This is a genomic window from Calothrix sp. PCC 7507, from assembly GCF_000316575.1.
Lineage (GTDB): Bacteria > Cyanobacteriota > Cyanobacteriia > Cyanobacteriales > Nostocaceae > Fortiea.
The window spans coordinates 5418384-5442506 of sequence record NC_019682.1 but is presented as its reverse complement, the minus strand read 5'-3'; the positions used below and the strand labels follow the sequence as shown (position 1 = coordinate 5442506).

At 42.7% G+C, this 24123-nt stretch carries 18 protein-coding genes and 3 tRNA genes; 13 read left to right on the top strand and 8 right to left on the bottom strand.

What is annotated here, in order from left to right:
* Positions 1-387: 387 nt before the first annotated feature.
* A complete protein-coding gene (locus tag CAL7507_RS23265; RefSeq protein ID WP_042341504.1) occupies positions 388-1992 on the top strand; it encodes a hypothetical protein in 1605 nt (534 codons plus the stop codon).
* Between the two features lie 176 nt (positions 1993-2168).
* Here CAL7507_RS23265 and CAL7507_RS23260 read toward each other — a convergent pair whose 3' ends face one another.
* Entirely contained in the window at positions 2169-2987 is an 819-nt protein-coding gene (locus tag CAL7507_RS23260) for a sulfurtransferase (RefSeq protein WP_015130937.1), read from the bottom strand.
* Between the two features lie 92 nt (positions 2988-3079).
* Between CAL7507_RS23260 and CAL7507_RS23255 the strand changes: the two genes are divergently transcribed.
* From CAL7507_RS23255 to CAL7507_RS23240, 4 genes are all read left to right on the top strand, one after another.
* The gene (locus tag CAL7507_RS23255; protein WP_015130936.1) at positions 3080-4012 is read left to right on the top strand and encodes a tRNA (5-methylaminomethyl-2-thiouridine)(34)-methyltransferase MnmD; all 933 of its coding nucleotides are present in this window, start codon (positions 3080-3082) and stop codon (positions 4010-4012) included.
* A gap of 538 nt (positions 4013-4550) precedes the next feature.
* On the top strand, positions 4551-5789 hold the full coding sequence (locus CAL7507_RS23250; protein ID WP_015130935.1) for a two-component system response regulator: 1239 nt from the start codon (positions 4551-4553) through the stop codon (positions 5787-5789).
* Positions 5790-6272: 483 nt separating this feature from the next.
* The gene (glmU, locus tag CAL7507_RS23245; RefSeq protein WP_015130934.1) at positions 6273-7625 is read left to right on the top strand and encodes a bifunctional UDP-N-acetylglucosamine diphosphorylase/glucosamine-1-phosphate N-acetyltransferase GlmU; all 1353 of its coding nucleotides are present in this window, start codon (positions 6273-6275) and stop codon (positions 7623-7625) included.
* Positions 7626-7812: 187 nt separating this feature from the next.
* Positions 7813-8235: a DUF29 family protein gene (locus tag CAL7507_RS23240; protein WP_015130933.1), complete on the top strand. Its 423-nt coding sequence runs from the start codon at positions 7813-7815 to the stop codon at positions 8233-8235.
* Here CAL7507_RS23240 and CAL7507_RS23235 read toward each other — a convergent pair.
* From CAL7507_RS23235 to CAL7507_RS23230, 3 genes are all read right to left on the bottom strand, one after another.
* Positions 8226-9179, bottom strand: coding sequence for an isoaspartyl peptidase/L-asparaginase (locus tag CAL7507_RS23235; protein WP_015130932.1), 954 nt, complete (start codon positions 9177-9179; stop codon positions 8226-8228). The genes CAL7507_RS23240 and CAL7507_RS23235 overlap by 10 nt on opposite strands.
* A gap of 39 nt (positions 9180-9218) precedes the next feature.
* Complete coding sequence (locus CAL7507_RS31045) at positions 9219-9383, bottom strand: DUF2256 domain-containing protein (protein ID WP_015130931.1); 165 nt, start codon at positions 9381-9383, stop codon at positions 9219-9221.
* Positions 9384-10025: 642 nt separating this feature from the next.
* The gene (locus CAL7507_RS23230) at positions 10026-12599 is read right to left on the bottom strand and encodes a hypothetical protein (protein ID WP_015130930.1); all 2574 of its coding nucleotides are present in this window, start codon (positions 12597-12599) and stop codon (positions 10026-10028) included.
* A 241-nt stretch (positions 12600-12840) separates the two neighbouring features.
* On the opposite strand from CAL7507_RS23230, the gene CAL7507_RS23225 reads away from it, so the two are divergent.
* The 3 genes from CAL7507_RS23225 (at position 12841) to CAL7507_RS31040 (ending at position 13964) form a co-directional block, all read left to right on the top strand.
* A complete protein-coding gene (locus CAL7507_RS23225) occupies positions 12841-13224 on the top strand; it encodes a hypothetical protein (RefSeq protein WP_015130929.1) in 384 nt (127 codons plus the stop codon).
* Positions 13225-13431: 207 nt separating this feature from the next.
* Entirely contained in the window at positions 13432-13635 is a 204-nt protein-coding gene (locus CAL7507_RS23220) for a hypothetical protein (RefSeq protein WP_015130928.1), read from the top strand.
* Positions 13636-13736: 101 nt separating this feature from the next.
* On the top strand, positions 13737-13964 hold the full coding sequence (locus tag CAL7507_RS31040; RefSeq protein ID WP_015130927.1) for a hypothetical protein: 228 nt from the start codon (positions 13737-13739) through the stop codon (positions 13962-13964).
* Between the two features lie 327 nt (positions 13965-14291).
* On the opposite strand, the gene CAL7507_RS23215 is transcribed toward CAL7507_RS31040, so the two are convergent.
* Positions 14292-17156 (bottom strand): GAF domain-containing protein, encoded by a 2865-nt coding sequence (locus CAL7507_RS23215; RefSeq protein WP_015130926.1) that lies wholly within the window; start codon positions 17154-17156, stop codon positions 14292-14294.
* Between the two features lie 104 nt (positions 17157-17260).
* Here CAL7507_RS23215 and CAL7507_RS23210 point away from each other — a divergent pair, with 104 nt between their 5' ends.
* Positions 17261-18400 carry a quinone-dependent dihydroorotate dehydrogenase gene (locus CAL7507_RS23210; RefSeq protein ID WP_015130925.1) on the top strand — a complete coding sequence of 380 codons (1140 nt, stop codon included), beginning with the start codon at positions 17261-17263 and terminating at the stop codon, positions 18398-18400.
* Positions 18401-18469: 69 nt separating this feature from the next.
* Here the strand turns inward: CAL7507_RS23210 and CAL7507_RS23205 are convergent, their stop codons facing one another.
* Positions 18470-19204, bottom strand: a complete 735-nt coding sequence (locus CAL7507_RS23205; protein ID WP_015130924.1) for a hypothetical protein — start codon at positions 19202-19204, stop codon at positions 18470-18472.
* Between the two features lie 928 nt (positions 19205-20132).
* Between CAL7507_RS23205 and CAL7507_RS32095 the strand changes: the two genes are divergently transcribed.
* The 4 genes from CAL7507_RS32095 to CAL7507_RS23200 all read left to right on the top strand — a co-directional run bounded on the left by CAL7507_RS32095 (position 20133) and on the right by CAL7507_RS23200 (position 22407).
* Positions 20133-20254 (top strand) — tRNA-OTHER (locus CAL7507_RS32095).
* A gap of 192 nt (positions 20255-20446) precedes the next feature.
* A tRNA-OTHER gene (locus CAL7507_RS32090) sits at positions 20447-20589 on the top strand.
* A 26-nt stretch (positions 20590-20615) separates the two neighbouring features.
* Positions 20616-20766 (top strand) — tRNA-Lys (locus CAL7507_RS32085).
* Between the two features lie 36 nt (positions 20767-20802).
* Complete coding sequence (locus CAL7507_RS23200) at positions 20803-22407, top strand: TROVE domain-containing protein (RefSeq protein WP_015130923.1); 1605 nt, start codon at positions 20803-20805, stop codon at positions 22405-22407.
* A 187-nt stretch (positions 22408-22594) separates the two neighbouring features.
* Here the strand turns inward: CAL7507_RS23200 and CAL7507_RS23195 are convergent, their stop codons facing one another.
* Together CAL7507_RS23195 and CAL7507_RS23190 are read right to left on the bottom strand one after the other, a co-directional pair.
* Complete coding sequence (locus CAL7507_RS23195) at positions 22595-23155, bottom strand: antibiotic biosynthesis monooxygenase (protein ID WP_015130922.1); 561 nt, start codon at positions 23153-23155, stop codon at positions 22595-22597.
* 45 nt (positions 23156-23200) lie between these two features.
* A complete protein-coding gene (locus tag CAL7507_RS23190; RefSeq protein WP_015130921.1) occupies positions 23201-24118 on the bottom strand; it encodes an SMP-30/gluconolactonase/LRE family protein in 918 nt (305 codons plus the stop codon).
* Positions 24119-24123: the final 5 nt, after the last annotated feature.

The following is a 24123-nucleotide window of genomic DNA, read 5'->3' as shown; positions in this document are numbered from 1 at the left end:
ACTTTAACTGATCACAAACCAGTTGAAAGTAGATGCTAATCCCGAATTAATGTTATCTTCTATACTGGATTTTCAATTACTTGACTTAAATACTTAAATTATGTCAATGTAACTGATAAAACAAATCAACCCTACATACCATTATATGCCTTTAACTACACAATAAATTTACATGATATGAATGGCTTACGTACGTATAACAAAAATAAATATATGTAACTTTTTAGATAAACAAGTCTGAACATCAATAAATATAGTCAACTATTGATTGTTACAAAATTGGTAGAAAAATCAGGGACAAGTTGAGCAGACATTTTAGATCCCTAACTGTAACCTCTGGCGCAGCTTGTGGGTCTCGCTTGCTAAAAGTAATGGGCGTCATCAACCATGCAATCCAAAAGCTGGAAATTTTCCTTGTGTGCGATTTTGTTAGTTCCTAATGGTGCAAGCTTCTTTAGCATCAGTGTAGATGGGGCATGGGCTGCAAATTCAAGTACGTTATATAGCCAGTATAGCGTAGCATTAAACACACAAAATTTGGCAAGGGCACAGACTCATCAGCCATGCCAGAAGCTTAAGCTAGGTCAAATCAGTTCTAACTTGCCGCTGTTGGGGTTATCTGAGTTAACAGATACAAAGTTAAATCAGAGTAATGTCAGTACTTGTGAGAAATTTCCCCAGCCTCCGCTTGTTGATATGACTAAAGTTGGGAAAAATGAAGAATTTAGCAGTGATTTTGTGACACTTCTTGGTTCAGATTATCCGTCGCACTTGTCTTTTTCTTCTCCTGAAGCTGACTGTAAAGTCTATCTGTGCAAGAATCCTAATAAGTTGTGGCGTTTAAATTCACAAATACTGCCAAATTCTCAACCCAATCCTAGTCCCTCAAAACCACCAAATTCTCAACCCAGTCCTAGAAGTCCTGGCAATCTTCAGAAGCAAAATAATCCTCCACAGCTAGAAGGACAGCCAAGTAATTTTCCCAAGCCTTCTTCAGAACCAATACAACAACTCTTAGAGAAACCCCAGATAGATTACTCTCAAAGGATAGAAAGGCTAAGACAGAGGCTGCGAGAAGAAACACAGCCTTCACCTACACGTAGTGATGGTAAGCTGGAGCTGGAGTTGCGAGTGCGACAGCGACCACTTAGCGATCGCGATTTGGAACTGGGGTTAAGGGTGAGGCAAAGACTGTCATCACCAAAACCGCTAGAACAAACACCACTTCCACCTACAGAACAGCCAATAGCCAAGTTTAAACCTGTAGGTTATTTGCAGGCTCGTGTAGGCTACTTCCAAACAAGTAATATTTTTTCTTCGGATGTTGATCCTATAGAAGATGGATTGATGTTTTATGGGCTGACATTAGCCTCGGCATATTTACCTTTGGGTCGTCAGACTTATATAAATGGGTCAATTGATGGCTACCTAATTCGTTACGCGGATCAGTCATTATATGATTACAATCAGCTGAGATTCAACCTGAGTCTTTACCAGCAGCTATCGCAGCGAATGTATGGAGAGCTTGGTTTTAGCAATCAACAGTTGTTCTACGCTAATAACGGTGATTTTTTTAAAGCAGGCGATCGCTTTTTAAATGAAAATACCGTGCGGCTGTCATTGGGACGGCGAGATCCTCTGAGTTCAAAATTAATGTTAGATAGCTTCTATGAATTAAGCCTGAATCTTGCTGATCCAGAAAACCGTAATCGCATCATCAATTCTTTCTGGCTTTCTTTAAGCTACTATTTACAGCAGCCGCTTCAGGTTGGTCTTGATTACCAATTTAACTTATCAAATTTTACGGAGCGCCCAGACTCACGAGAAGACGAATTTCATCGATTATTTGGGCATTTAAATTATCGAATATCTGATTACAGTAGCATTAATTTACAAGGTGGAGTTACTTTTGGTGGCTCAACTGTTCCCAGTATTGATTATGGTGGTTGGTTTTTTAGTCTCAATTACAGTTTGGGTTTGGGGGAGTTTTGAGATTTGTTGGGAGTCGGGAGTTAGGAGTCGGGAGTCGGGAGTTGGGAGTTGGGAGTTGGGAGTTGGGAGTTAGGAGTTAGGAGTTAGGAGTTAGGAGTTAGGAGTCATTAATTATTTCTCTCAATGCCCAATGTTCAATACTCAATGCTCAATACCTAATGCCAAATGCCCTATAATCAATAACTAATCCAATCGCTCCAGCTACCAGCATAAAGTTTAGCGCTGTGGATGCCCGCTATGTTTAAAGAAAGTAAATTTACACAAGCAGTCACGCCGGAACCGCAGTAAACTAAAATTTCTTCGGCTTTGTCTAATTTTTTCCAGCGATCGCGTTGTTTTGGCTCAGAAAGCAGGTATCCTGAAGAATCCGTAACTTCTTGCCAAGGATAGTTGACAGCACCGGGAATATGACCAGCAATTTTATCAATTGGCTCACGTTCACCCTGGTAGCGATCGCTCTCTCTTGAATCTATCAAAACCACCTCCGGCAAATCTTTACGATTTTTTACCGCTGTTATATCCACTACCAATTCTGTTTGTACTTCGGGTCTAAAGGTAGCCTTCCGGGCTTGAGGAATAATCTTTGTGATGGGATAGTCTGCTTTTTGCCAACCTGCAAAGCCTCCATCTAAAATTGCCACTTGCTCATGTCCTAAATAGCGCAATAGCCACCACAAACGAGCCGCAAACGCCAGGCGAGAATCATCGTAAGTTACAACTAATGTTTTTTGATAGTTTACTCCTATCTCTGATAGCTTCTGAGCTAAATCAACGGGATTAGGTAAAGGATGTCTTCCACCATGTTCTCCCACAGGACTAGAAAGATCCTGGTTTAAATCTAGATAGTAAGCACCTTCTATGTGACTCTCTTGATACTGCTGTCGTCCTAATTGTGGATCGCTCAGAGAAAAGCGACAATCTACAATCACAACTTCTGGATCGTTAAGATGTTCCAACAGCCATGCTTGTGAAACAACTAATTTGGGTTCAGCCATAAGCTTTAGGGATTGGGGATTGTTGACTGTTGACTGTTGATGGTTGACGGTTGACTGTTAACAAATGACCAATGACAAATAACGAATGACAAATGACAAATGACTTCATACCACAACCAACAGCAGATGGTTCCTTCACTTTTACTTCTAGAGAGTTTGGCGAATCATTTCATAGCCATTACGGAGCGAAGCAGGAAAGTTTTCTCAAGTTTGTGGCTCCTACTCAATTAGCTGGGCGTGCCCATCAACCAGTTTTACGACTGTTAGATATTTGTTATGGTTTAGGATACAACACAGCGGCGGCTTTACAAACTATTTGGGCAGTAAATCCCAATTGTGAGGTCGAGGTCATAGGGTTAGAAATAAATCCATCTGTCCCACAGGCGGCGATCGCTCATCACTTATTCGACAATTGGGACTATGAATATACGGAAATTTTAACCCAGCTAGCGTTTGAAGAGCGAGTATTAAGCGATCGCCTCAAAGCAACGCTATTAATTGGCGATGCTAGAGATTTAATTAGACAGGTACATCAGTTAGGTTTCCAGGCTGATGCAATTTTTCTCGATCCCTTTTCACCCCCCCAATGTCCCCAGTTATGGACTATTGAATTTATCCAGCAAATTTCTCTGTGTTTACACGTAGATGGGATTCTAGCTACTTATTCCTGTGCTGCTGCTGTCCGCGCGGCCTTATTAGCAACTGGGTTACAAATAGGTTCTACTCCGCCGGTAGGTAGACGAACACCCGGTACTGTAGCAGCCCAGATTAGAGGGGGGAGAAATGCAAAGGCACAATTTCCCCCCTCTCCCACTCTCCCCCTCTTAGCCTCGTCTACTCTTTCCCAAGAAGAAAAAGAGCATTTGCTGACACGTGCTGCTATTCCTTACCGTGACCCAAACTTGAATGATTCTGCTGATGTCATAGTCACACGGCGACAACAAGAGCAACAAACTTCTTTACTAGAACCTACTTCCCGTTGGCGAAAACGATGGCTACGGGGAGATGAGAGTGCTGATATTTAAAGAGCAGACTTTTAGGTCTGACTTGTGCCTCCAATCTGTGAAACTTTTGGTAAAAAGTAGAGTTCTTCTTATCCTCAGAGCATCTGTTTTGGTGTTTCAAATCGCTTGGGCATCGTGAGGTTTTTAGTAATGTCTTGGAAGAAAATCACTCTTAATTTATAAGACTTACAGTCCAAAGTAGTAAAAATGCGGATATTACGAGAGTAATATGAAAATTTTAAAGTTAGATGCTCCAAATTGATATAGATTTAGGTTCTATAGCACCATCTGGCGTTACCAATTTAATAAATATCCGTAAAAAACCTGATTGAACATTTGGATGAATTCATCATACTGGAATCATGTCCAAATCAACCAGTGAGACATATTAGCAATGTCTCATAACAGATTAAAAATTATAATTTGTGTAATTCAGAAAATTAGACTTAATATAGTACACAAAGCTTGTAGAAATGCCGATTAAAATGCAGCCGAGTACCAAACTTGTTCTTGAAACCTGACACTGTTAACTTTTTTTAAAACAAATTGGAGTGCCTTTGTGATTAAATGGAAACCCAAGCATACAGGCTCTACCGCACAAATTGTTGATGGGTCTAACCCCCCAAGTAAAGTGAAGAATATGGGTTCAAATCATGCCCTAGGATTGCAAAATGTAGAGGGTGAATCATTAGGCTTCTCTAAAGAAGAGATTATGCCTGAAAACCCCTCAGCATTACCTTCTTGGATGAAAGCTCAAAATGTCAATTTTGATGAGGATTCGTTAGCCTCTAGAACGCTCCAAACCAAAGGTTCTAAAGTGAATGGCTTTGATTCAGATGTGCCGAAAGTGTTAGTAGTTGATGACCATGCGGCTAGCCGCATGACTGCTGTTGCGCTTTTGTCGATGGAAGGATGCGAAGTCATTGAGGCTGAAAGTGGTTCTGTGGCTGTAGAACTAGTGGCACAAAAACAACCGGATTTGATTTTGCTGGATGTAATGATGCCCGGAATGGATGGGTTTGAAGTGTGCCAGATCCTCAAGCAAAATGAACTTACCAGGCTCATACCAGTAATTTTTATTACAGCTTTAAATGATAGGCGATCGCGTATCCGGGGAATTGAAGTTGGGGCGGATGATTTTCTCACCAAACCCTTTGACCGTGTAGAACTAGCAGCGCGTGTTAAGTCCCTAGTGCGGCAAAAGCGTTTGAACGAAGACCTAGACCATGCAGAACAAGTATTGTTTTCTGTTGCTAGGGCGATTGAAAGTCGTGACCCGAATACTGGCGACCATTGCGAACGGTTGGTAAAACTAGGAGAAGATTTTGGTCAATACCTGAATCTCTCGCGATACCAAATTCGAGATTTGATGTGGGGCGGTTATCTCCATGATATTGGTAAGGTGGGCATTCCCGACGCAGTGCTACTGAAAAAAGGCCAACTTACTCCCGAAGATTGGCAGATTATGAAACAGCACGTTTTGATCGGAGAAAATATCTGCCAGCCACTACGTACTATGCGGGGTGTAATTCCCATTATTCGTCATCATCATGAACGCTGGGATGGATCGGGCTACCCTGATGGGCTGAAAGGCGATGATATTCCCTATTTAGCACAAGTATTTCAAATTATTGATATTTATGATGCGCTGACCAGTGAACGACCCTATAAAAGGGCTTTTAGCACAGAAGAAGCACTCCAAGTGATCATGGAAGAAACCAACTCAGGTTGGCGTAATCCCCAATTAATACAGCAGTTTGTCGAGTTTATTTACTCTCGCCAAAACCAGCATGAGTAATGGGGACTGGGGACTGGGGACTGGGGACTGGGGACTGGGGACTGGGGGAGACAAATAACTTTTGACCTTTGACTCTTGACCGAATGGCACTAAGACTCATGTGAAACATGCAGCCTGGAGCGAGTGTGGGAGGTGTGGGAGGTGTGGGAGGAAAGAGAATTTATGCTTTCTTCTCTACGAGACGTGGTCACTGAGCCTTGTCGAAGTGCTGTTCGCGTTCGCTTCCCACACGGACCACACCCAAAAGCCTGATAAATAATGGATTCGCCGTTAACGAGCGTGCCATTCGACTCTTGACCTTTGACTCTTGACCTTTGACTCTTGACCTTTGACTCTTGACAAATGCCAAATGCCAAATAATCAGTATATAACGTGATTAAGTAGACTTGAGATCGCATTTCGGTCTGCGATGTAATCGGGTATTATTTGAGGCCTAAATCTCAAAAGACCAAGCGCAATAGCGCAATTCACTGATAACTGATTATGGTAGTTGTAGCAATTTTGGCTGCGGGACGCGGCACACGGATGAAGTCAAACCTGCCTAAGGTTTTACATACTTTGGGTGGGCGATCGCTAGTAGAGAGAGTGATCAAAAGTGTAGAACCGCTTTCACCGTCACGGCAGTTAGTAATCGTGGGGTATCAGGCTGAAGAAGTGAAAGCAGCCATGCAGTCAATTCCCCGCTTGGAGTTTGTTGAACAAACTGTACAATTGGGCACAGGTCACGCCATCCAACAATTGCTTCCCCATCTTGAGGGCTACACTGGGGATTTGTTGATACTCAACGGCGATTTACCGTTGATTCGCACTGAAACTCTCAAACATCTCTTACAAACTCACCAAGAAAATCAGAACGCCGCCACCATCCTGACGGCACACCTGAGCGATCCTAGAGGTTACGGGCGTGTTTTTTGTAACAGTGAAAATGTTGTGCAACAAATGGTAGAAGACAAAGATTGCACCACTGCTCAAAAACAAAATTCACGTATTAATGCTGGAGTTTACTGTTTTAACTGGTCAAAATTAGCACAGTTTTTACCCCATCTACAGGCCAACAATGCTCAGAAAGAATACTACCTCACAGATGCCGTCACCCAAGTTGGCAAAGTCATGGCAGTGGATGTAGAAGATTACCAGGAAATTGTTGGTATCAACGATCGCCTGCAACTAGCAACAGCAACCGAAATTTTACAAACAAGAATCAAGGAAAAATGGATGGTGGCAGGTGTCACGCTCATTGACCCTCACAGCATCACCATTGACGATACTGTAGAAATACAGCCAGATGTGATTATTGAACCTCAAACTCACCTGCGCGGTAAGACTGTGATTCAAACGGGCAGTCGTATCGGTCCAGGGAGTCTAATTGAAAATAGCCACTTGGGTGAAAACGTTACGGTGCTGTATTCAGTAGTAGTAGATAGCACAGTGGATGCAGGAACGAAAATTGGCCCCTATACTCATTTACGCGGTCATGTGCAAGTGGGTGCAGCTTGTCGCGTCGGTAATTTTGTGGAATTAAAAAATACTCATATAGGCGATCGCACAAACGTGGCACATTTATCATATTTGGGCGATACCACTCTCGGTACTAAAGTCAATATTGGCGCAGGTACAATTACCGCCAATTATGATGGTGTGAAAAAACACCCGACAAAAATAGGCGATCGTACCAAAACTGGAGCCAATAGCGTTTTAGTCGCTCCCGTCACCTTGGGAGATGATGTCTACGTCGCTGCAGGTTCAACTGTCACAGAAGACGTTCCAGATAATTCTCTAGTGATTGCCCGTAGCCGTCAAGTAGTCAAACCAGATTGGCAAAAGCAAAGTCAGTAACAAAGAAAGGGGTGAGTGACTTCCAGAAAATAAATTATCCAATTTACTCAGATAATATTTTTCTTTCTCTCCCTGCCCCCTGCACCCTGCCCCCCTGCCAAGAAAGCGATAGGATATTTTTTTAGTTGGAAGTCCCTTAGTGGGAGACTCACGTTAAATTAGTAGTGAAATCAAAATTTCACCACACATGGAAGAGTTACTGGAACTTAAGCAGCTTTTAGAACAAGGCAGAGTTCATGAAGCGATGCTGTTGGTGGATGAGTTGGAAGAAATGAGCCTAAGTGACAAAATCAACAAAATTGACAGTTATGGTGTAATTCTGCTCATCCATTTAATTAAACAGAAAGCTGAAAAACGCTTAAATCGCTCTGGGGAAATTTCTATCGAAAATGCTGTGCGGGAAATTAACAAAACTAACAAGCGCCGCAAATCTGGTGGTTTTTACTTGAATCAGGCAGAATTAATCGATATTCTGGAACAAGCCTATCCAACCTCACTCAAAAGAGCGGCGCTGGAAGCCTTTGAAGGACGTTATGAAACAGAAGAACTAGCACGCATGGTGGATCAGCAAGAAATTTTAGCCGAGGCGCTGCAACTGATTCAGCAATAACCGACTAAATCGCTACCAGTCCATTCCAAGGTGTCGCCAATTTTGTCGCCATCGTGGTAAGCTGCGAGTAAGATTTCGCTAGTTTTACCCCAAGCGATCGCCCCATTCGCATCGAGAGCGATCGCCCCAAAGTCTCGCTTATTCTCATAAGCTTCTACAAATGAGCGTTGCATGGCTTCCTTCAAGGCTAGACCATCAGTCACCCGCACCACAATCTTGGCTGCTAGGCACTCATCAATAATATCTTCCCCAATACCTGTACAACTAACGCCCGCCTTACTAGTAGCATAATTACCAGCAGGCATCGCAGAATCACTTACACGCCCAATCCGCTCAAAGCCTTTACCACCAGTGGAAGTGCCAGCAGCCAAATTACCGTAAGTATCTAAAGCTACTACGCCTATAGTCCCGCGCCCAGCATTGCTAGCTTCCACGAGTTCTGGTTCTGCCACTACCCCAGCCATCGTACTTTTAAAGTTATCTTGACGCTCTTGCATCCATTCATGCAACCGCAAATCAGTTAAAGCATTGTAGCTAGGAACTTGTAACTCCCGCGCCAGTTCGCCGGAACCATAATCTGACAGTACTCTATCTGGGGAATTTTGGAGAAATTGCGCCAACTCAATCGGGTTTTTCACCCGTGAGACATTAATCACGCCACTAAAACGCCCTGATGCACCATCCATCAGGGAAGCACTCATCCGGATTTGACCATCAGATTGCAGCACCGAACCAGTACCAGCATTAAAGCGAGGATTATCTTCTAACAATTGGCAACCATGCACCACCGCTTCACTTGCACTTGCACCCGATATCAGCAGAGAATACACAGCCTCTACTATTGTAGAGAGCGCTTGGCGCACCGCCTCCAGTCCTCCTTTCCCGTGGAGAGAACTACCAGCTCCCCCATGAATAATTAATTTCGGTTGCACCTGTAAATTCATATATCCTGTGCGCTATTTGCGTCTGGTGTGGTATTAATTTTAATCCGTCTCATTTTTAGCCTCAGAACGCCGACGACGGCAACGTTCTGAGCAGTATTTCACTTCATCCCAGCAATCTTGCCATTTCTTGCGCCAGGTGAACGGACGTTCACATACGGGACAGATTTTTGTGGGTAAATCAGATTTAGAACGAGCGCGTCCCATTATGAGTACTGTGCAGATTTAAAAACAAATTTGCGAGAGTAAGTGATGGAAAACAATTATAACTAGTTTGCTACAAAGGGAGGATACATTTTGGCAAGAAATATGGGGTTAATCCCCCTATAGACTTATTCTTTAGCCAACTACCTGATAATACAGAACTATTTGCGGTTTTACTTACTGTCATGTAGGTTAGCACATCCCTCCCAAGAAGGATTGTGGCAGCACTAGCAGTAACCGAGAGAGAAACAAAGACAAGTAAATTCCGGGTGCTAAAGACAGCGGAAATGCAGCAATTCTGAGGGTTATACCCCTCACTAATGCACAGAAAACACTATGTAGCTTATAAAACTTAACTGTCTCAGAATGAATGCTTAGGGACTTGCTTGAAAATAAAGTACCAATAAACCGAGTTTCGACTTCGCTCAACTCTCGAAGGCTGAGGGTTGAGTTTCGACTAAGCTCAACTACCGCGAAGCCGAAACCCGTCTGGTTGGGACACTATTAACCCGCAGATCCCTTAGAGGGGAGCATCCACTTTTGGAAGAAATACCGGGCGATTGGAAATCGCGGCTACACAGACAAAGTCCGCCTGCGCGGACTCTCTGAAACCCCTTAGACTCCCCATCTCCCTCATATTCGCGGTTAGGATGAGGTTTCGTTGAATTCGCGTTTATTAACTAGACAAAGCCAAGATTTGTTTTCCATGCGCTCGGCGACAGGATGTTTTGTTGTTGCTCCAGGCTCAACATCAAGATGCCATTGTTGCCAAATATCTGCAGCAAGTTTAGAAAAATCATCTCGCACGTGGAACCATGTAGGATTATCTTCTCTATTCCATAAACTAGAGAGCAAATCTAAAACTTTCTCGGATGTGGGGATTTTCATTTCATTCAGTTTATCTTTGTTTGATTCATTTAGCTGATCTTCTCTATTAAAGACCATGCTAAGTCCCTTTTTAGTGCTGAAGTTACCCAAGTTTTCTGAACATCTCGAAATATTGAACAGTGCATCACAAATCCGACGGTTTAGTCCTAAATACACAGACCCTTTAAGTGCTGTTAAAAAGCACTTTAAAGCATTGGTGCGGTCATTTTCAATTAAGAGCGAATATTCTCCATCAAGCAAAGAAATCTCTGACAGAACTGCTTGACAAAACTTCTTGCTGTGACCAGCTGTTAAATCAGTTTTAGCAAGTTTATCGGCTAGCTTAGATGCTTGTTTTGGCAAATTATCATCTCCCAGTCTGACCCAAACTCTGCCGGCTAAAGCTATCCAACGAGATGCTCGCTGAGTTAAACCAATACGTAATGCATAGTGTGCGGCTCTCATAAAATATTCTGCGGCTTTTTCCAGGGTACTTCTATCATCAGAAAGGTAGAAATCTATCCGTGCGACGTTCCCATAAATTTCAGACAAGGCTTGATAAATATCTAAACCAGGATCTTTGTAGCAAGATCCTGGTTTAATGGCGCTTTTAATTTTACCTTCCCATTCTGCTAATCCCAACCACTGACTTCTTTTACTAGCTGCAAATAGATTTTCTTCATGTCCATAGGAAAGCTCATACAGATAGATTTCCGACTGAATTAGAGCTTGGATAGGAATAAGTTCTGCTTTGACTTCTTCATCTTCTTCAAGGATTTGTTTAATTTCTTGAATCAGCGATCGCGCATTACTTATATTACCTTGAGCATTGGATAGCCTAAGTTCTAGCCGTTTTGCCAAAAGATAGCAGCGGTAAAAGTTGAGTCGATATGCAAAGTAAATATCTTCCTGGGAATTGTCTTTAGGAAGTTTCTTCAATTCATCCCTAGCTGTATTAGCAATCTTTCTAATTTCAGACAAATTACAATCTTCGCCAAGAAACTGAAACTTTTGAAAAGCTCTTCTAGCTTTAGTTAATTGCTTTCTCAACTCTGCCAAAACTTTAAATGCTGAATTATAGATTTCTAGGTCGATTTCGTTTTTTGAGCTTTTATCTGCTAGCCATGATTTTGCACCACAAACTATCGCTTGCAGAATAGTAATCATTGAATCTCGATCAACCCAAATTCCCTGATAGTGTTGTTGTTTGTTTCCTAGGATTACCGTTGTTTCAACTAAGGAATCAATATTACTATCTAGGGTTTTTGTTAATAAGTTAACCTTCGCTACCTCCTTAGTCAAGCCCATGTGTAGACTACAAGCACCGATCGCGTTTTCCACCATTGTGTTGTTGGCAGAAGTATACATCCATTCGAGGAATTCGCTAGGTTTATCATCATCGCTAAAGCTACAAGTGACTACAGCCATCATCACTGGGCTACGGGAATCAAAAGACTGTACTGCTGGTTGAGTTCTTAAGCCTATACGAGCATCTTTTAGCTCATACTCTGCTTGATTACCAATATTGACGAACTGATCGTAGAGCGAACTATATTCGGCTTCTTTGCTAATAGACTGGGACAAAATTTGAAATTCTAATTTTTCAACTCTGAGATGAAAGTTGGTTGAATATTTGTCCATTTGCTCTTTGATAGCAATGCTCAAAAAGAGTCTAATCGCTTCTTGCTGGGTAAAGTTTGTTTTACCTCCAGCTTGCAGTCTGTCCCAGGCTCGTTTTAGCTTCTCATTTACTTCTAGTCTCAGTTTTAAGCCCAATGTTGGGTAATATTTTCCAGGGTTGTCAATCAAATACCGGAGGAAGTCATGTTCTAGATACTGAGAATCTTCGTCAAAAATCTTCTTACTGGCGATCGCAATTTTATTACTAGCGATCGCTAAAAACTCTTGGGTTGTGGGCAAAAAATCGTCAAAAGCCAAAAACTCCAGCAATGCAACCACTTGAGCAACTTGAAAAAACCTGTCTTTGGTGACTCGAATACTCTTATTCTTGTCTGGTAAGAAACCAGCAGACTCCAATAGTTCGTCAGATCCTGTCTCTTTCAATAACTTTCGGAGTTCGTTAGGATGAGATTGTGTTTCTTCTGTTGTTTTACCCTCGGTTTTTGATTTCTTCTTAGATGTCTTCGGGCTTTGAAGCTTCTCACACAGTTCGATCAAGCCTTGACGATCAACTGGCAATCGTTCTTTTTCCTTATTGAGAAAATCAATCACAACTGGTCGGCTAACACGCATCCCTTCAGAGAGTTCCACTTGCGTTGCTCCCATTTTGTTTAGGAAAAAGTGCAGCATTTCTCTTAGTGCTTCTGGATCTCCAACTTTTTCACCGCTCATATCTCTATTTTCTGCACGAACTTTATTGTAAATTATATTTACCTTAAATAACAACTGTATCTACTTTTTGTAGTTTGCAATACTAAAAACCACAAAATATTGTATCTTGATATGATAATGTATTCTTGCTTGACAGTAAAAATACAAAAAATACTCTATATGTATTTTGAGATACAAATTTTTTATAAATCTGTTGCTAGGATTGACAGGAAACATTCCATTTACACAGGGGAAGTAAATTATGCGTCCTCCAGCAGTCAAGAATTTTCTTAGCTACTGCGAACAGAGGATGGCTGGGTTTGAACAATATAACGACACTGGACTTATTGAAATTCGATGTTGTCTTAATCAAGGTCAGTACAAAGTTGAGTACCAGTGTGGGAATTTGCAAAATTTCCTGATTCCGAAAGAAGACCTAGCTGTCTGGAAAACGACACCGCTGTCTAGACAGCGGGAACCCCTAGAAACCGTAGAAGCGGTTATAGCAAAACTCGATAGTGCATTACATGAAACGTTTCTGCTCTACCAAGGTTATGCGACTATTGTGATATTGCATCGTGGACGTGACAATCGATACGGATTTCGCTTTTCGCCAACAATAGTCCACGGAATTCAGCATTGTTGATTTTTAGAGGTGATGACAGCATAGTTCCACCTCATGAATTTTTGAATCGCGCTTAGTGTGAGAGTGATTCCGAACAATTTAATAAAGCCTAATTAACAGAATCATCGATGGGAATAACCACGGATGCTGCTGAAGCTTTAGCTTCACACGTCCGTTTTTTTGTTTCTGATCACCAACGAAATTAATTAATCACTTGGAAGGTAAAAAATGAATCTCCCAAACAACCCTAACTTTAGGTATTTTGCCTATTTAGCTTTGCTAACCACCTTTTTAGCCGTACTTGCCAAGTTTGATGGAATTATTACTTTGCAAGTTACCAATCTAGGCTTACAAGTGCAGGTGGAAAATCATTCTCCCAAGTGTCTAATTGACTCGCACCCAGAAAATATTCAGCAGCAGCAATTAGCTTAATAGAGCAATTATCCTGAATTCTGAGAACCCAATCAAGGGTGTATTGTACTCAAATTAGAACTGCTAAATACCGGATTTCACAAGTTTTGGAGTTCATAGCCATGAAAAAGAATCAGTACAGTCGTCTATTCCAATTGACAGCTAAGTTCCTCAAATATTTCTTGCTAGGATTATTCTGGTTTACCATCGCCTACCTTTTATCAGTAAGTTTTGGGGCTTTGGATATTTTCACAGTACTGTTGCCCATAGCAAGATATTGCTTTAGTAAGCTGGGAATTATTCTGTTGTGTTTAATGACAACAACAATCATCTTAGAATCCCTGCGTTAAATGTGACTAAACTAATTTGCGTCCTAGTTGCATACATGAGTCATTAGTTATTGATCATTTGTATTGACAAAAAACCAATACTTCGGCTCCGCTCAGTACAAGTGATTAATGACAAATGACGATAATATAGGACTCCTATTTGATTTTTGAACTATACGTAGGGTGGGCAGTGCCCACCACATCCAGGGTTTGGTGGGCACTGCCCAACGCCACTCCTCTCAACGCGGGAAACCCGCGCACAAGGGTGGCTCCCCTACAGATACTTAGATTTGTTCAATAATCAAATCGGATTGCTATAGGAAGTTAGCTTTATTTGCATCGCCCTGTTTAAGTAGCTAACAACAATAGCAAACGGCTAACTACACGATTATCGGGTAATTGATAGAAATGTAATTCTCCTCTCATCTGCTGCATGAGGTTTTGGCAGATATGCAAATGCAAACCTGGCGGTTGGTCGAGGGTAGAAGGAGCAAGCAGATCCTTGGGTGTATCTTGGTGTAGCTCTGCTAATAGCTGTGGTTCAATGATGCCATTGTCTGTGATTGATAAATCTAGTGTGCGCTCATCTAAGCGGCGACACCAGATATCAATTCTGCCGCCACTGTGAGAACGTTGACAGGCTGCAACTAACAATTCATGGAGAACTAATTCAATTTTCATCATGTCACCAGCGATCGCCATTGAGGTCTGATAGCCTAAAGTTGGAGCATCTTTGAGATATGCAGCGCTTTTTGGTGACTCCTGATCATCAGCCCCTTGTCCTAAACCATGTACACCCACCCATAACTTTTGTTGCTTAAGTAAATTTTCTATTCTTTCGAGAGAACGCTTGAGCAAACTGCTGATTGGCATTGTTTCCCAATTCATATGTAACTGCCACTGCTCAAGTTTGATCAATCCATCAATCGAGGCGGTTGTGTGGTCTAACTGACGCAATAATAGCTGGTGGCGTGTCTTTGTTAGTTCACTATTAGGAATACCTAAATCATTGATTTGACCAATTAACAGCGTCGCCATTCTTTGGATTTCCTCTAGACGGCGATGTTTGTACCAATTGAGTTGTTGTAATTCCTGTGTTGTGGAATCTAAAAGTTGGGTGATTTGTTTTTGACGACGATACAAGGCTAATTGACGAATCAGCGTTTCTGCAGCACTAAGGCTTGGTTGTGACCAGTAACAACCATGATCCGCTGCCATCAATACGACACCTGTGGGTTCATCTGCAGTGGCAGTATGTAAAGCCATCACAAAAACTTGACCAATCCCAGTCCCATTCAACCATCTTCTCGTTTCCAGGGGCAAATCATCTGCATTCAAGGTTAGGTAGCTATCTTGAGACAGCGCCCACTGGATCAAAACTTCAGTTTGGATAGAAATAGATACATCCATAGTAATCCCAAAGCGACTATTACCAATCACCCCAGGGATAATTTCTACTTGATGCTGACCAGGCGACCAGGTGAGTAGTAGCGCTAAAGAACAGCTAAGAATAGATGCTATTTCTTTTAAAGCTGCACGTTCAAGATAAACTTCACCCGTCTCGGTTTTTTCTTTCTGGGCTGGTGTCAGGATATTTAAACACTGCTGAGAAGCTCTGAAAATTCTTTCTTGTTCCTCGCTAGTGCATTGCATTTGCCACTGACGCATAATCACACCAATCTGCTGACTAACAGCCCACAGTAGTTGTTTTTCGAGAGTTGTCCAAGAGTGATGGGTTTCGTGAGTAATGACTAAAAGTGTTGCTGGTGAACGACCTTGAACACAGTTGCAAACTAGGAACGAACGCACACCATTTCCTAGAAATAGGGGACGCCAGTGAAAAAACCGCAAATCTGCATCTAAGTCATCAATCTCCACCGTTGTAGTTGCACGCTGCAAAAGCTGTTTATCTATTTCTGTGAGCGCATTGAGCGCAAAAGTTAAAGGTCGGCGATTCTGAGGCTGGCTTTGATAAAAAATTTGATAATGATTCTGGTCAGGGTTGTAGTGCAACAGTAAAAAGCGGGTGGCTGCTAGTCTCACTAAAACTTTTTTGGCACAGATGTATAGTGTTTCGTGGAGGTCTTGCTCGCTATAAATGGCTTGGGCAATTTGGTTAGTTAACTCAGCATCTTCTGTAATTTGTTTAATAGTGCTTTCCATACTGTCATTGGGAGCAACTAAAGAGATTAACCCCGCAGCACCTTGGACGAAATTTTTGTCAGTATCTGTCCAAATCCGGGGTTTGTAGCCTTCCACCGCCAGAAAACCTAGCAGGTCTTTTTGCCAAATGATGGGGGCTGCCAATAGCGATCGCACCCGTAGGCGTTGTAATAATTTACCTGTAACATGGCTATTGAGGGAACTGCGTGACTCACCAATCCAGACAATTTGATTGACTGCTAAAGCATAATAAAATTCGCTTAAATCCTGTACTGTGATGCCCACCACTGATTGCTGGGGTTGGGATTCACGCCCCATGTTGACTAGCTGATTGCTCATTCGACACCAAAAATAGCGCCCTTGTCGTTCAAACCAGTAAATTGCTGTCCGAGTAGGTGAGACAAATTGATGGGTTGCTGCTACTGCTGCTTCTAGCCTTTTATCTAGGTTATTTAAACTACCTAAATTTTCCAGCAGTTTTAACAATGGTTCTTCGGAGTGCTTAGTTTGCTGTTGCTGGCAATTTATTTCATTGTGATAAAGTAGAGCGCCTAGTTCACCCATCACGATTAGCAGTCTCGCCCTAGCTTCCCCCGTCAGTAAGTATCCCCAGCGTTCTGAGCCAAGTAACACTAGGCCCAAACAGCGGTCCTGATGGCGAATTGGGAGGATAATTGTTCCCTGAATTTGGCATTTCAGTGCTAATTCCTGCCATTCCTGGGCGCGATGCTCGACTCGTAAATCGGCTACACCTAAGGGACGCTGTTCAATTACTACTTGCTCTAATAAATCCCCAGAATTGAGAACCAATTTTTGTTGCAAAAAACTGGTGTCACTACCAGGTGTCAGGCCTCCTTTGCCAAGTAATAAATGATTCAGGCGATCGTAAAGTGCAATCCAAATCAGTTTGTAGTCGAACTGCTCTTGGAGATAAGAAATAGTAGTTGCAATCAGAACGTCAACATTATCCTCTTCTCTGAGTTTCTGGAGGACACGCCCCAAGGATAGGATTTGTTGTTCGGCGGCTATAGGTTGTTGTGGCTGCCCCATCTGATTATTGGTCAACATAACATGTAATATATAAGATGCCCAGAATCAGTGAGCAGTGAACAGTTAACTGATAACTGTTCACTGCTCACTGCTCACTGTTAGAAATGGATATTTATCAAGTAGCAATTCGTCCATTGTTGTTCACTCTGCTCAAAACAGATTCAGAGTGGTTACACCAACAGACTATCAATAGTTTTAGCTGGCTATCGCGAACAAGCGATCGCCCATCCGTTAAATGGGTAAATCGAGTCATAGAACAGTCTTTGTGCTTACAAGATCCACGTCTAGCACAAACTTTGTTTGGGCTAAAATTCCCTAACCCTGTAGGTTTAGCTGCAGGGTTTGATAAGGATGGAGTTGCAGCCGATATCTGGGCGAGTCTTGGTTTTGGTTTTGCGGAACTGGGAACTGTGACTTTTGTGGCCCAGCCAGGAAATCCCCGTCCCCGTTTATTTCGCTTGCCGTTAGACAAGGCTGCTCTCAACCGGATGGGTTTTAATAATAGCGGTGCAGAGGTAATGGCTGCAAGGCTGTCCGAGAGAAAACAAGACTTAACCTTTTCAATACCTATAGGTATCAATTTGGGTAAATCAAAGGTGACACCTCTAGAAGCGGCTGCCAGCGATTATCTCAATAGTTTTCGCTTACTCCAAGATTTAGGCGACTATTTTGTGGTCAATGTTTCTTCCCCAAATACGCCAGGGTTGCGATCGCTCCAAGATGCCACCATGCTCGGTACTATCTTGGATGTATTACAAATAGAAAATAAAACACAAAAGCCTATTTTTGTCAAGATAGCACCTGATTTGGCATGGGAAGCGATCGCTGATATTATTGCTCTCGCCCAAACCTACCACCTAGCTGGGATTATTGCTACCAACACCACCATCAGCCGTGATGGGTTGCAAACACAAATAATTGAGCAAACAGGCAAAACTGTTCAGGAAGAAGCTGGGGGAATTAGTGGCGCACCGCTACGCTCACGCTCCACCGAAGTAATTCGGTTTATTTGGCAGCAAACCCAAGGGCAATTGCCAATAATTGGCGTTGGTGGTGTCTTTTCCCCAGAAGATGCCTGGGAAAAAATTACTGCTGGCGCTAGCCTGATCCAAGTCTATACAGGCTGGATTTACGAAGGCCCCATGATGGTACGCCGGATTCTTCTAGGTTTACTGGCAAAGCTAGAACAAAACAAATTAACTTCCATTTCGGAAGCAGTTGGTTTAGAAGCAAAACTACTTTAGCAAGTATTCACGCGCAAAAAGTAAACACAAAAGCATAAAAAAGACGCGAGGAAAATCGCGTCTTTACTTTTAACTTGAACTTTCTTCTTCCAAAGGAAAAAACTCCTTATTTTTTCGGGAAAAAGACCAGGCAATACCATCCGGATCACGACTGCGACTCCACTCAGAAAAGTCTGGATCGTTTCGCCTTTTATATACGGTGCTGGAATAAACATTTAACCGCTTGGCTAATTCAGATTGGATGAGAGAGCCAAAAACTAACTGTTTTTCCAGTGGTATTTTTACTTCTTCATGGGTTGCTGGTGGCAAAGATTCATTATCTGGTTCTTCTAGCTCAGGATTGGGTGGTGGTGACACCAAAAGCGTACCAGCAGTTTTAGCAACCGGTCGAGCAGCAAGCTCTTTGTCAGGCTCACTGCTGTCAAGAATGTCACCTAAAATACTGGAAGTTATAAAGTAATAAACTTCACCTCCTTCTGGAGAGTTCAGTATACTAGCACCAAATTCACTGGCTTTAGTATCCAAATAGCGTTTAGCCGTAGTCCCAGAAAAATTGCCCTTCATTGCCAAGTCAATCGGCGTAATCTTGCCTTGGGACTCTCGAATCATCTGGTGGAAAGTCGGGTTAACCTGATTACACCACTGTTGCCATTGATACCATTGGAAAATATTAATACCAGTGAGCAGTACTGTTAAAGCTAACAAAACTTTCCAGGTAGTAACCAGGAAAATAATCAAAAACGAAATTGGCAAAAGCAGAACGAGAAAACCCTTCCCGTTGGCTTCTATTAATTTTTCACTCATGCTGATTTCTGCCAAGTGAATGATTGGGAAACAATATTGATCCTGGCAAAAATTGTGACATTTTTTTGTATCTTTTGGCAAAGTTGCGGCAAATTTGCCGACAAAACTTTAATTTTTATAGTAGGCAAGAGGCAAAAAGCAATCTTGCTATAGGCTTAAAAGTCTTTTGGTGTAAGCGTTATCTCCTTATATTGCGTGAAAATTAAAAAAAGTTTTTGTCAAAATAGCAAGGTGATTTTGCCAGGTTTGTATCCTAGCAAACTCATAATTTAAGGTGATAATTTTTACTAACATAGCTTACGCAACTGGCACATGATATTTGTAGTGGTGTGTCAAGCCTAAATTTGCGTGTTAATCAAAAATACACCGTACGGGCACGGCACTAGTAAGATTATCGGCTTGTCGAAAAGATTTAGGATGCCGTGCCCCTACTTCGCAACTGAACGAGATTGTCTTTTATGGGTGGTTTATTTGATTGAATTATACCAATTCAAATAATGTTTGCAACACATACATTCTTCGTACGGGCACGGCTTCCATAGACTTTCGGGAAAACTGATAGTTTATGGGTGCCGTGCCCCTACGCATCTGTCGCATTCTTCTTTTAAATTGGTATAAAAATAAATTCTGGCATCAAGTAAAAAATTTTTATTCGATGACTTGACGATTCATATTACATATATTACATTAATACTACAAGCCGTTCCAAAGGAGTTAGCTTCTATTTAGTAGCCGATAGCTCAAATCCTAGAGCGCCCAACTTGCCTGCAAAGGCCGACATATCGAGGGTTATCGTAAACAACTTACTTACCCAAAAACCCTTGATGTCAATCCTGGAGGTGCAGGTGAGAATCCTGCTCTGCTACACCTAAATTAGTGCTGAGTTTTGAATTTTTCACTCAGGACTCACAACTCATAACTTCTCATGTGGTGGGTAGCTCAGTGGTAGAGCGCTAAACATCCTTGTTCACCCCTTGCCTGAAAAGGCCGACGAATTAGGGTTATCGATTAGGGTTCGAGAGGTCGCAGGTTCGAGTCCTGCTCCACCACCAAATCTAATTTGAAATTTTATGTGACGGGTGGCGAAATTGGTAGACGCGCCAAAACATCCTGATTCAACACTTGCCTGAAAAGTCCGACGAATTAGGGTTATCGAACGCAAATCGGGTACATTGTGGGTACCCTTCGGGCGTCTACAAATCCCACCCCGTCACACCAAACCTAAATTTGAATTTTTCATGTGGGTGGGTAGCTCAATCTGGATAGAGCAGTGAACGGGTTAATCACCCATAGTCCTTGGTTCACAATCTTGTCTGAAAAGGCCGACGAGTCGAGGGTTATCGTTAATTCATGGGTTGCAGGTTCAAATCCTGCCCCACCCGCCAAAATCCAAAATCTAAAATTCTTCATGTGGCAGGTAGCTCAGTTGGTAGAGCTACTAAAACATCCTGATTCAACACTTGTCTGAAAAGTCCGACGAATTAGGGTTATCGCCTCTTAAGCGGGATGCCGCAGGTACCCTCCGGGAAGCCGCTCCGCGTCTACGATTCCTGCCCTGCCACCTTTCATTTTGCCCGCAAGGGCTGGGAGATGAAGCCATGAATTACAATTTCTTCACTAAAAACAAAACTGCTACGCCTCAGACTCAGCCTATCCCTGGACGAGAAACAGAGATGATTCAGGGACGTTCTGGCGGGTTCATGTTTAATGCTGGTATTTGGCAGATGTTGCGCCGTTGTTTGTTAATTGGCACTGCACAAAGCACTTACTATGCAGGTAAACAGGAATTAACAGAAGATTTTGTAGCTGTTATCAAACAAGCAGTTGCAGAGAATCCAGGGCGGGTTGCAGAAGAAATTCTCTACGCTAGCGATGGACGAGCTATTAATAACAGTGCGCCTATCTTGGCATTAGTGCTGCTATCTATGGGTGAAACACCAGAAGCAAAACAGGCTTTTAGTGAAATCTTCCCGCAAGTTATCCGCACTGGTAGCCACTTCTATGAATGGTTGAACTATACCAAATCTCTGCGGGGATTTGGTAAGATAGTGCGCGAAGCTGGTAAAACTTGGCTTTCCCGTGAGGATGTGAAAGGTTTGGCTTATCAACTGTTGAAATATCAACAGCGTCAAGGCTTTTCCCATCGGGATGCATTGCGGTTGTTCCATGTCAAACCACCTACAGAAACTCACCGTGAACTATTTGAGTGGGTGGTTAGAGGTTGGGAAGATTTGCCAGCCGAGATCCCAACAGATGCGATCGCGCAGATTTGGTGGTATGAGTGGTTAAAGCGGAATCCGACTCAAACCCATCAAGCGATCGCTCAAGGAAACTTAACCCACGAAATGGCTTCACCTGTGGGTAAAATGGATAAACCAGCTTGGCAGTTGCTATTTCAGCAAATGCCCATTGGCGCAATGTTGCGTAACCTAGGTTCTTTAACTGAACTGGGCGTGCTACGAGCTGATGAAAGTGCCAACATTTCGCGTATAGCAGATGTTCTCAACAATAAAGAACATCTGCGTAAAGGTCGCATCCATCCAATTGATGTTTTGAAAGCCCTCAAAACTTATCAATCTGGAGGCAAATTAGGGCGCAGCAAGAAAAATTGGCAGCCAGTGCCCCGAATTGTGGACATTTTAGAAAAGGCGGTGGAACTTTCTTTTGATGTAGTCCCACCCACAGGTAAAGTATTTATGCACGCTGTGGATGTTTCTGGGTCGATGTCTTGGGCTGTTGTTGACTCGGTAGGACTTACCTATTGTGAGATTGCGGCCACAATGGCGCTGGTGACAGCTAAAGCCGAGAAAAACTACATGATTCGGGGTTTTTCTACCAACTTTCAGGAGTTAGGTATCACCGCCAAAGATACTTTTAGTTCAGCAGTTCGCAAAGCTAGCAAGCACAACTACGGCGGAACAGATGCATCTGTGGCGTATGACTGGATGATTAAGCAGAAGTTTCATGCGGATGTCGTCTGCTTTTGGACTGACTCAGAAAGCTGGGCGGGAAATAAGCATCCTAGTCAAGCTTTGGCGGAGTACCGTCGAAAGGTGAATCCCAATGTCAAGGCGGTGTATATCACCCTTGCACCTTGCCAGATTACTTTGGTAGATCCACAAGATCCGCTATCTTGGGATTTAAGTGGGTTTGATCCGGGAATGCCTCGGGTTATCCAGATGCTGGCTACTGGTGAATTGTAAGCCTTGCTGAAGATTATAGGGATAAAGACATCTAGAAAGAATTTTGTAGGGGCAAACAGTTGTTCATTGGTGTCAACTTAACGTGAAACCCTTGTACAAAACGTTGACACCAATGTTCATGCTCCCAAGATGAGAAAATAAGATGCCTCACAGCTTACAAAGGAGCTTCAGGGTACTGATATGATCGCTATTTAGCATATAGCCATTTGCTAAACAGACGGCTGACTCTCGGCATGACAACATAGGTCAGCAATGCAACCATAGTGATGGTAATAATCAACGAAATAATTAAGGGAGGTAAACCGCGAAGTAGGGGGACTAAAAAGGTGGTTAACAAATTAATTAATATAAATACAGATGCCCAAGTGAGCAAGGCTGTTTTATAACGCGGAGGAGTTTTCAAGGGTTGACCAGGAAGAGAAAACCAAGCTTCTAATCCACTAAGTTGCTGGACGTGAGGGTCAGATTCTACCAAATGTTTACCTTGATTTAGCCAATATTCACGATCGCGTGATGTCATCCACGCCTTCAAGTTTTCATAGCCGTCAAACCGAAAGATAATCACATATTCTCGTCTCACACCTGGTTGTGGGCGAATCACATTTGTGCCCAAGTGACCAGGATAGGTTCGGGAAACACTGGTGATGTTTCGCAACCAAGCCTCATAATCAGTTTCACATCCTGGTTTGACATGTTGTGAAATGACCACGGTTACATATTGATCTTCTTGTTCCATCTCATTGGTCATTGGTCATTTGTCATTTGTCATTTGTCATTGCTCAACCATCAACCGTCAACCGCCACCATATCCCGCTTTTCCCACCTCAAGTCGCACGACGTTAGCAGGAACTACGCCGGTGGGAGGTGGTAAAAACATGCCTCCATTCATCACAACATAGATAGTGGTGCGATCGCTATCTGTTTGACCAAAAGCCACTGCTGTACTACCAATTACACCCTGTTCTGCCTCGGCAATAATAGTTGTCTTGCCATTGGGTGCAATCCGCACTACGCTGTTGTAAATATGCGTTGCGCCATACAAGTTACCTTCCACATCAAAGGCAAAATCATCAATATTTGTCTGTTCAACAAAGATTTCTGGCTCAGTCGGTGTATTGGCCGTAGTAATGGGAACTTTTAACAGCAATCTTTTTTCAGTATTTGAAACATAGAGGACATCACCAAAACGCTTTAAACCATTAGCCGCCGGAATGACGCTCTCTGCACTGCTACGCGCCAGCAAAGGATGTTCTAGCCAAATTGCACTACTACGTTGAGCAATATCTATTAACCAAATTGCACCCCGATAGGAATCTGCTATTAAATACTGAGTGCCAGAAAGCGGAGTGATGCCGTTGAGAAATATGGCATCTGGTAGTGTCAGCAAGGTTTTCACAGTACCATCTGCGGTAACTAATGAAACTACTGGTATAGAATCAGCATTCCATCCAGGCACCAGCAAATCCCCATTGGGAGTGAAAACTATGCCGCTGACTTTGCCCTCAACACTAGCGTGAATCTCTTGATTGCCATCTGGGGTAATGCGGACAATTTTGCCGACTTCGTGATTGGTGACAAATATTGTGCCATCAGGAGCGATCGCTATATTTTCTAAAAAAGTATTAACTGGAAACGAGGTAATAACTTTGGCTGGTGCCAACTCAATCGGCGTATCTGCGTAAATTGGGGGTAGCCCCGTTGAATTTACCATATTTA

Excerpts from the sequence above, each read along its gene's own strand:
- CAL7507_RS23265 (WP_042341504.1), top strand. The coding sequence starts at position 388 with ATGCAATCCAAAAGCTGGAAATTTTCCTTGTGTGCGATTTTGTTAGTT.
- CAL7507_RS23260 (WP_015130937.1), bottom strand. The coding sequence starts at position 2,987 with ATGGCTGAACCCAAATTAGTTGTTTCACAAGCATGGCTGTTGGAACAT.
- CAL7507_RS23255 (WP_015130936.1), top strand. The coding sequence starts at position 3,080 with ATGACAAATGACTTCATACCACAACCAACAGCAGATGGTTCCTTCACT.
- glmU (WP_015130934.1), top strand. The coding sequence starts at position 6,273 with ATGGTAGTTGTAGCAATTTTGGCTGCGGGACGCGGCACACGGATGAAG.
- CAL7507_RS23240 (WP_015130933.1), top strand. The coding sequence starts at position 7,813 with ATGGAAGAGTTACTGGAACTTAAGCAGCTTTTAGAACAAGGCAGAGTT.
- CAL7507_RS23235 (WP_015130932.1), bottom strand. The coding sequence starts at position 9,179 with ATGAATTTACAGGTGCAACCGAAATTAATTATTCATGGGGGAGCTGGT.
- CAL7507_RS31045 (WP_015130931.1), bottom strand. The coding sequence starts at position 9,383 with ATGGGACGCGCTCGTTCTAAATCTGATTTACCCACAAAAATCTGTCCC.
- CAL7507_RS23230 (WP_015130930.1), bottom strand. The coding sequence starts at position 12,599 with ATGAGCGGTGAAAAAGTTGGAGATCCAGAAGCACTAAGAGAAATGCTG.
- CAL7507_RS23225 (WP_015130929.1), top strand. The coding sequence starts at position 12,841 with ATGCGTCCTCCAGCAGTCAAGAATTTTCTTAGCTACTGCGAACAGAGG.
- CAL7507_RS23220 (WP_015130928.1), top strand. The coding sequence starts at position 13,432 with ATGAATCTCCCAAACAACCCTAACTTTAGGTATTTTGCCTATTTAGCT.
- CAL7507_RS31040 (WP_015130927.1), top strand. The coding sequence starts at position 13,737 with ATGAAAAAGAATCAGTACAGTCGTCTATTCCAATTGACAGCTAAGTTC.
- CAL7507_RS23215 (WP_015130926.1), bottom strand. The coding sequence starts at position 17,156 with ATGGGGCAGCCACAACAACCTATAGCCGCCGAACAACAAATCCTATCC.
- CAL7507_RS23210 (WP_015130925.1), top strand. The coding sequence starts at position 17,261 with ATGGATATTTATCAAGTAGCAATTCGTCCATTGTTGTTCACTCTGCTC.
- CAL7507_RS23205 (WP_015130924.1), bottom strand. The coding sequence starts at position 19,204 with ATGAGTGAAAAATTAATAGAAGCCAACGGGAAGGGTTTTCTCGTTCTG.
- CAL7507_RS23200 (WP_015130923.1), top strand. The coding sequence starts at position 20,803 with ATGAATTACAATTTCTTCACTAAAAACAAAACTGCTACGCCTCAGACT.
- CAL7507_RS23195 (WP_015130922.1), bottom strand. The coding sequence starts at position 23,155 with ATGACCAATGAGATGGAACAAGAAGATCAATATGTAACCGTGGTCATT.
- CAL7507_RS23190 (WP_015130921.1), bottom strand. The coding sequence starts at position 24,118 with ATGGTAAATTCAACGGGGCTACCCCCAATTTACGCAGATACGCCGATT.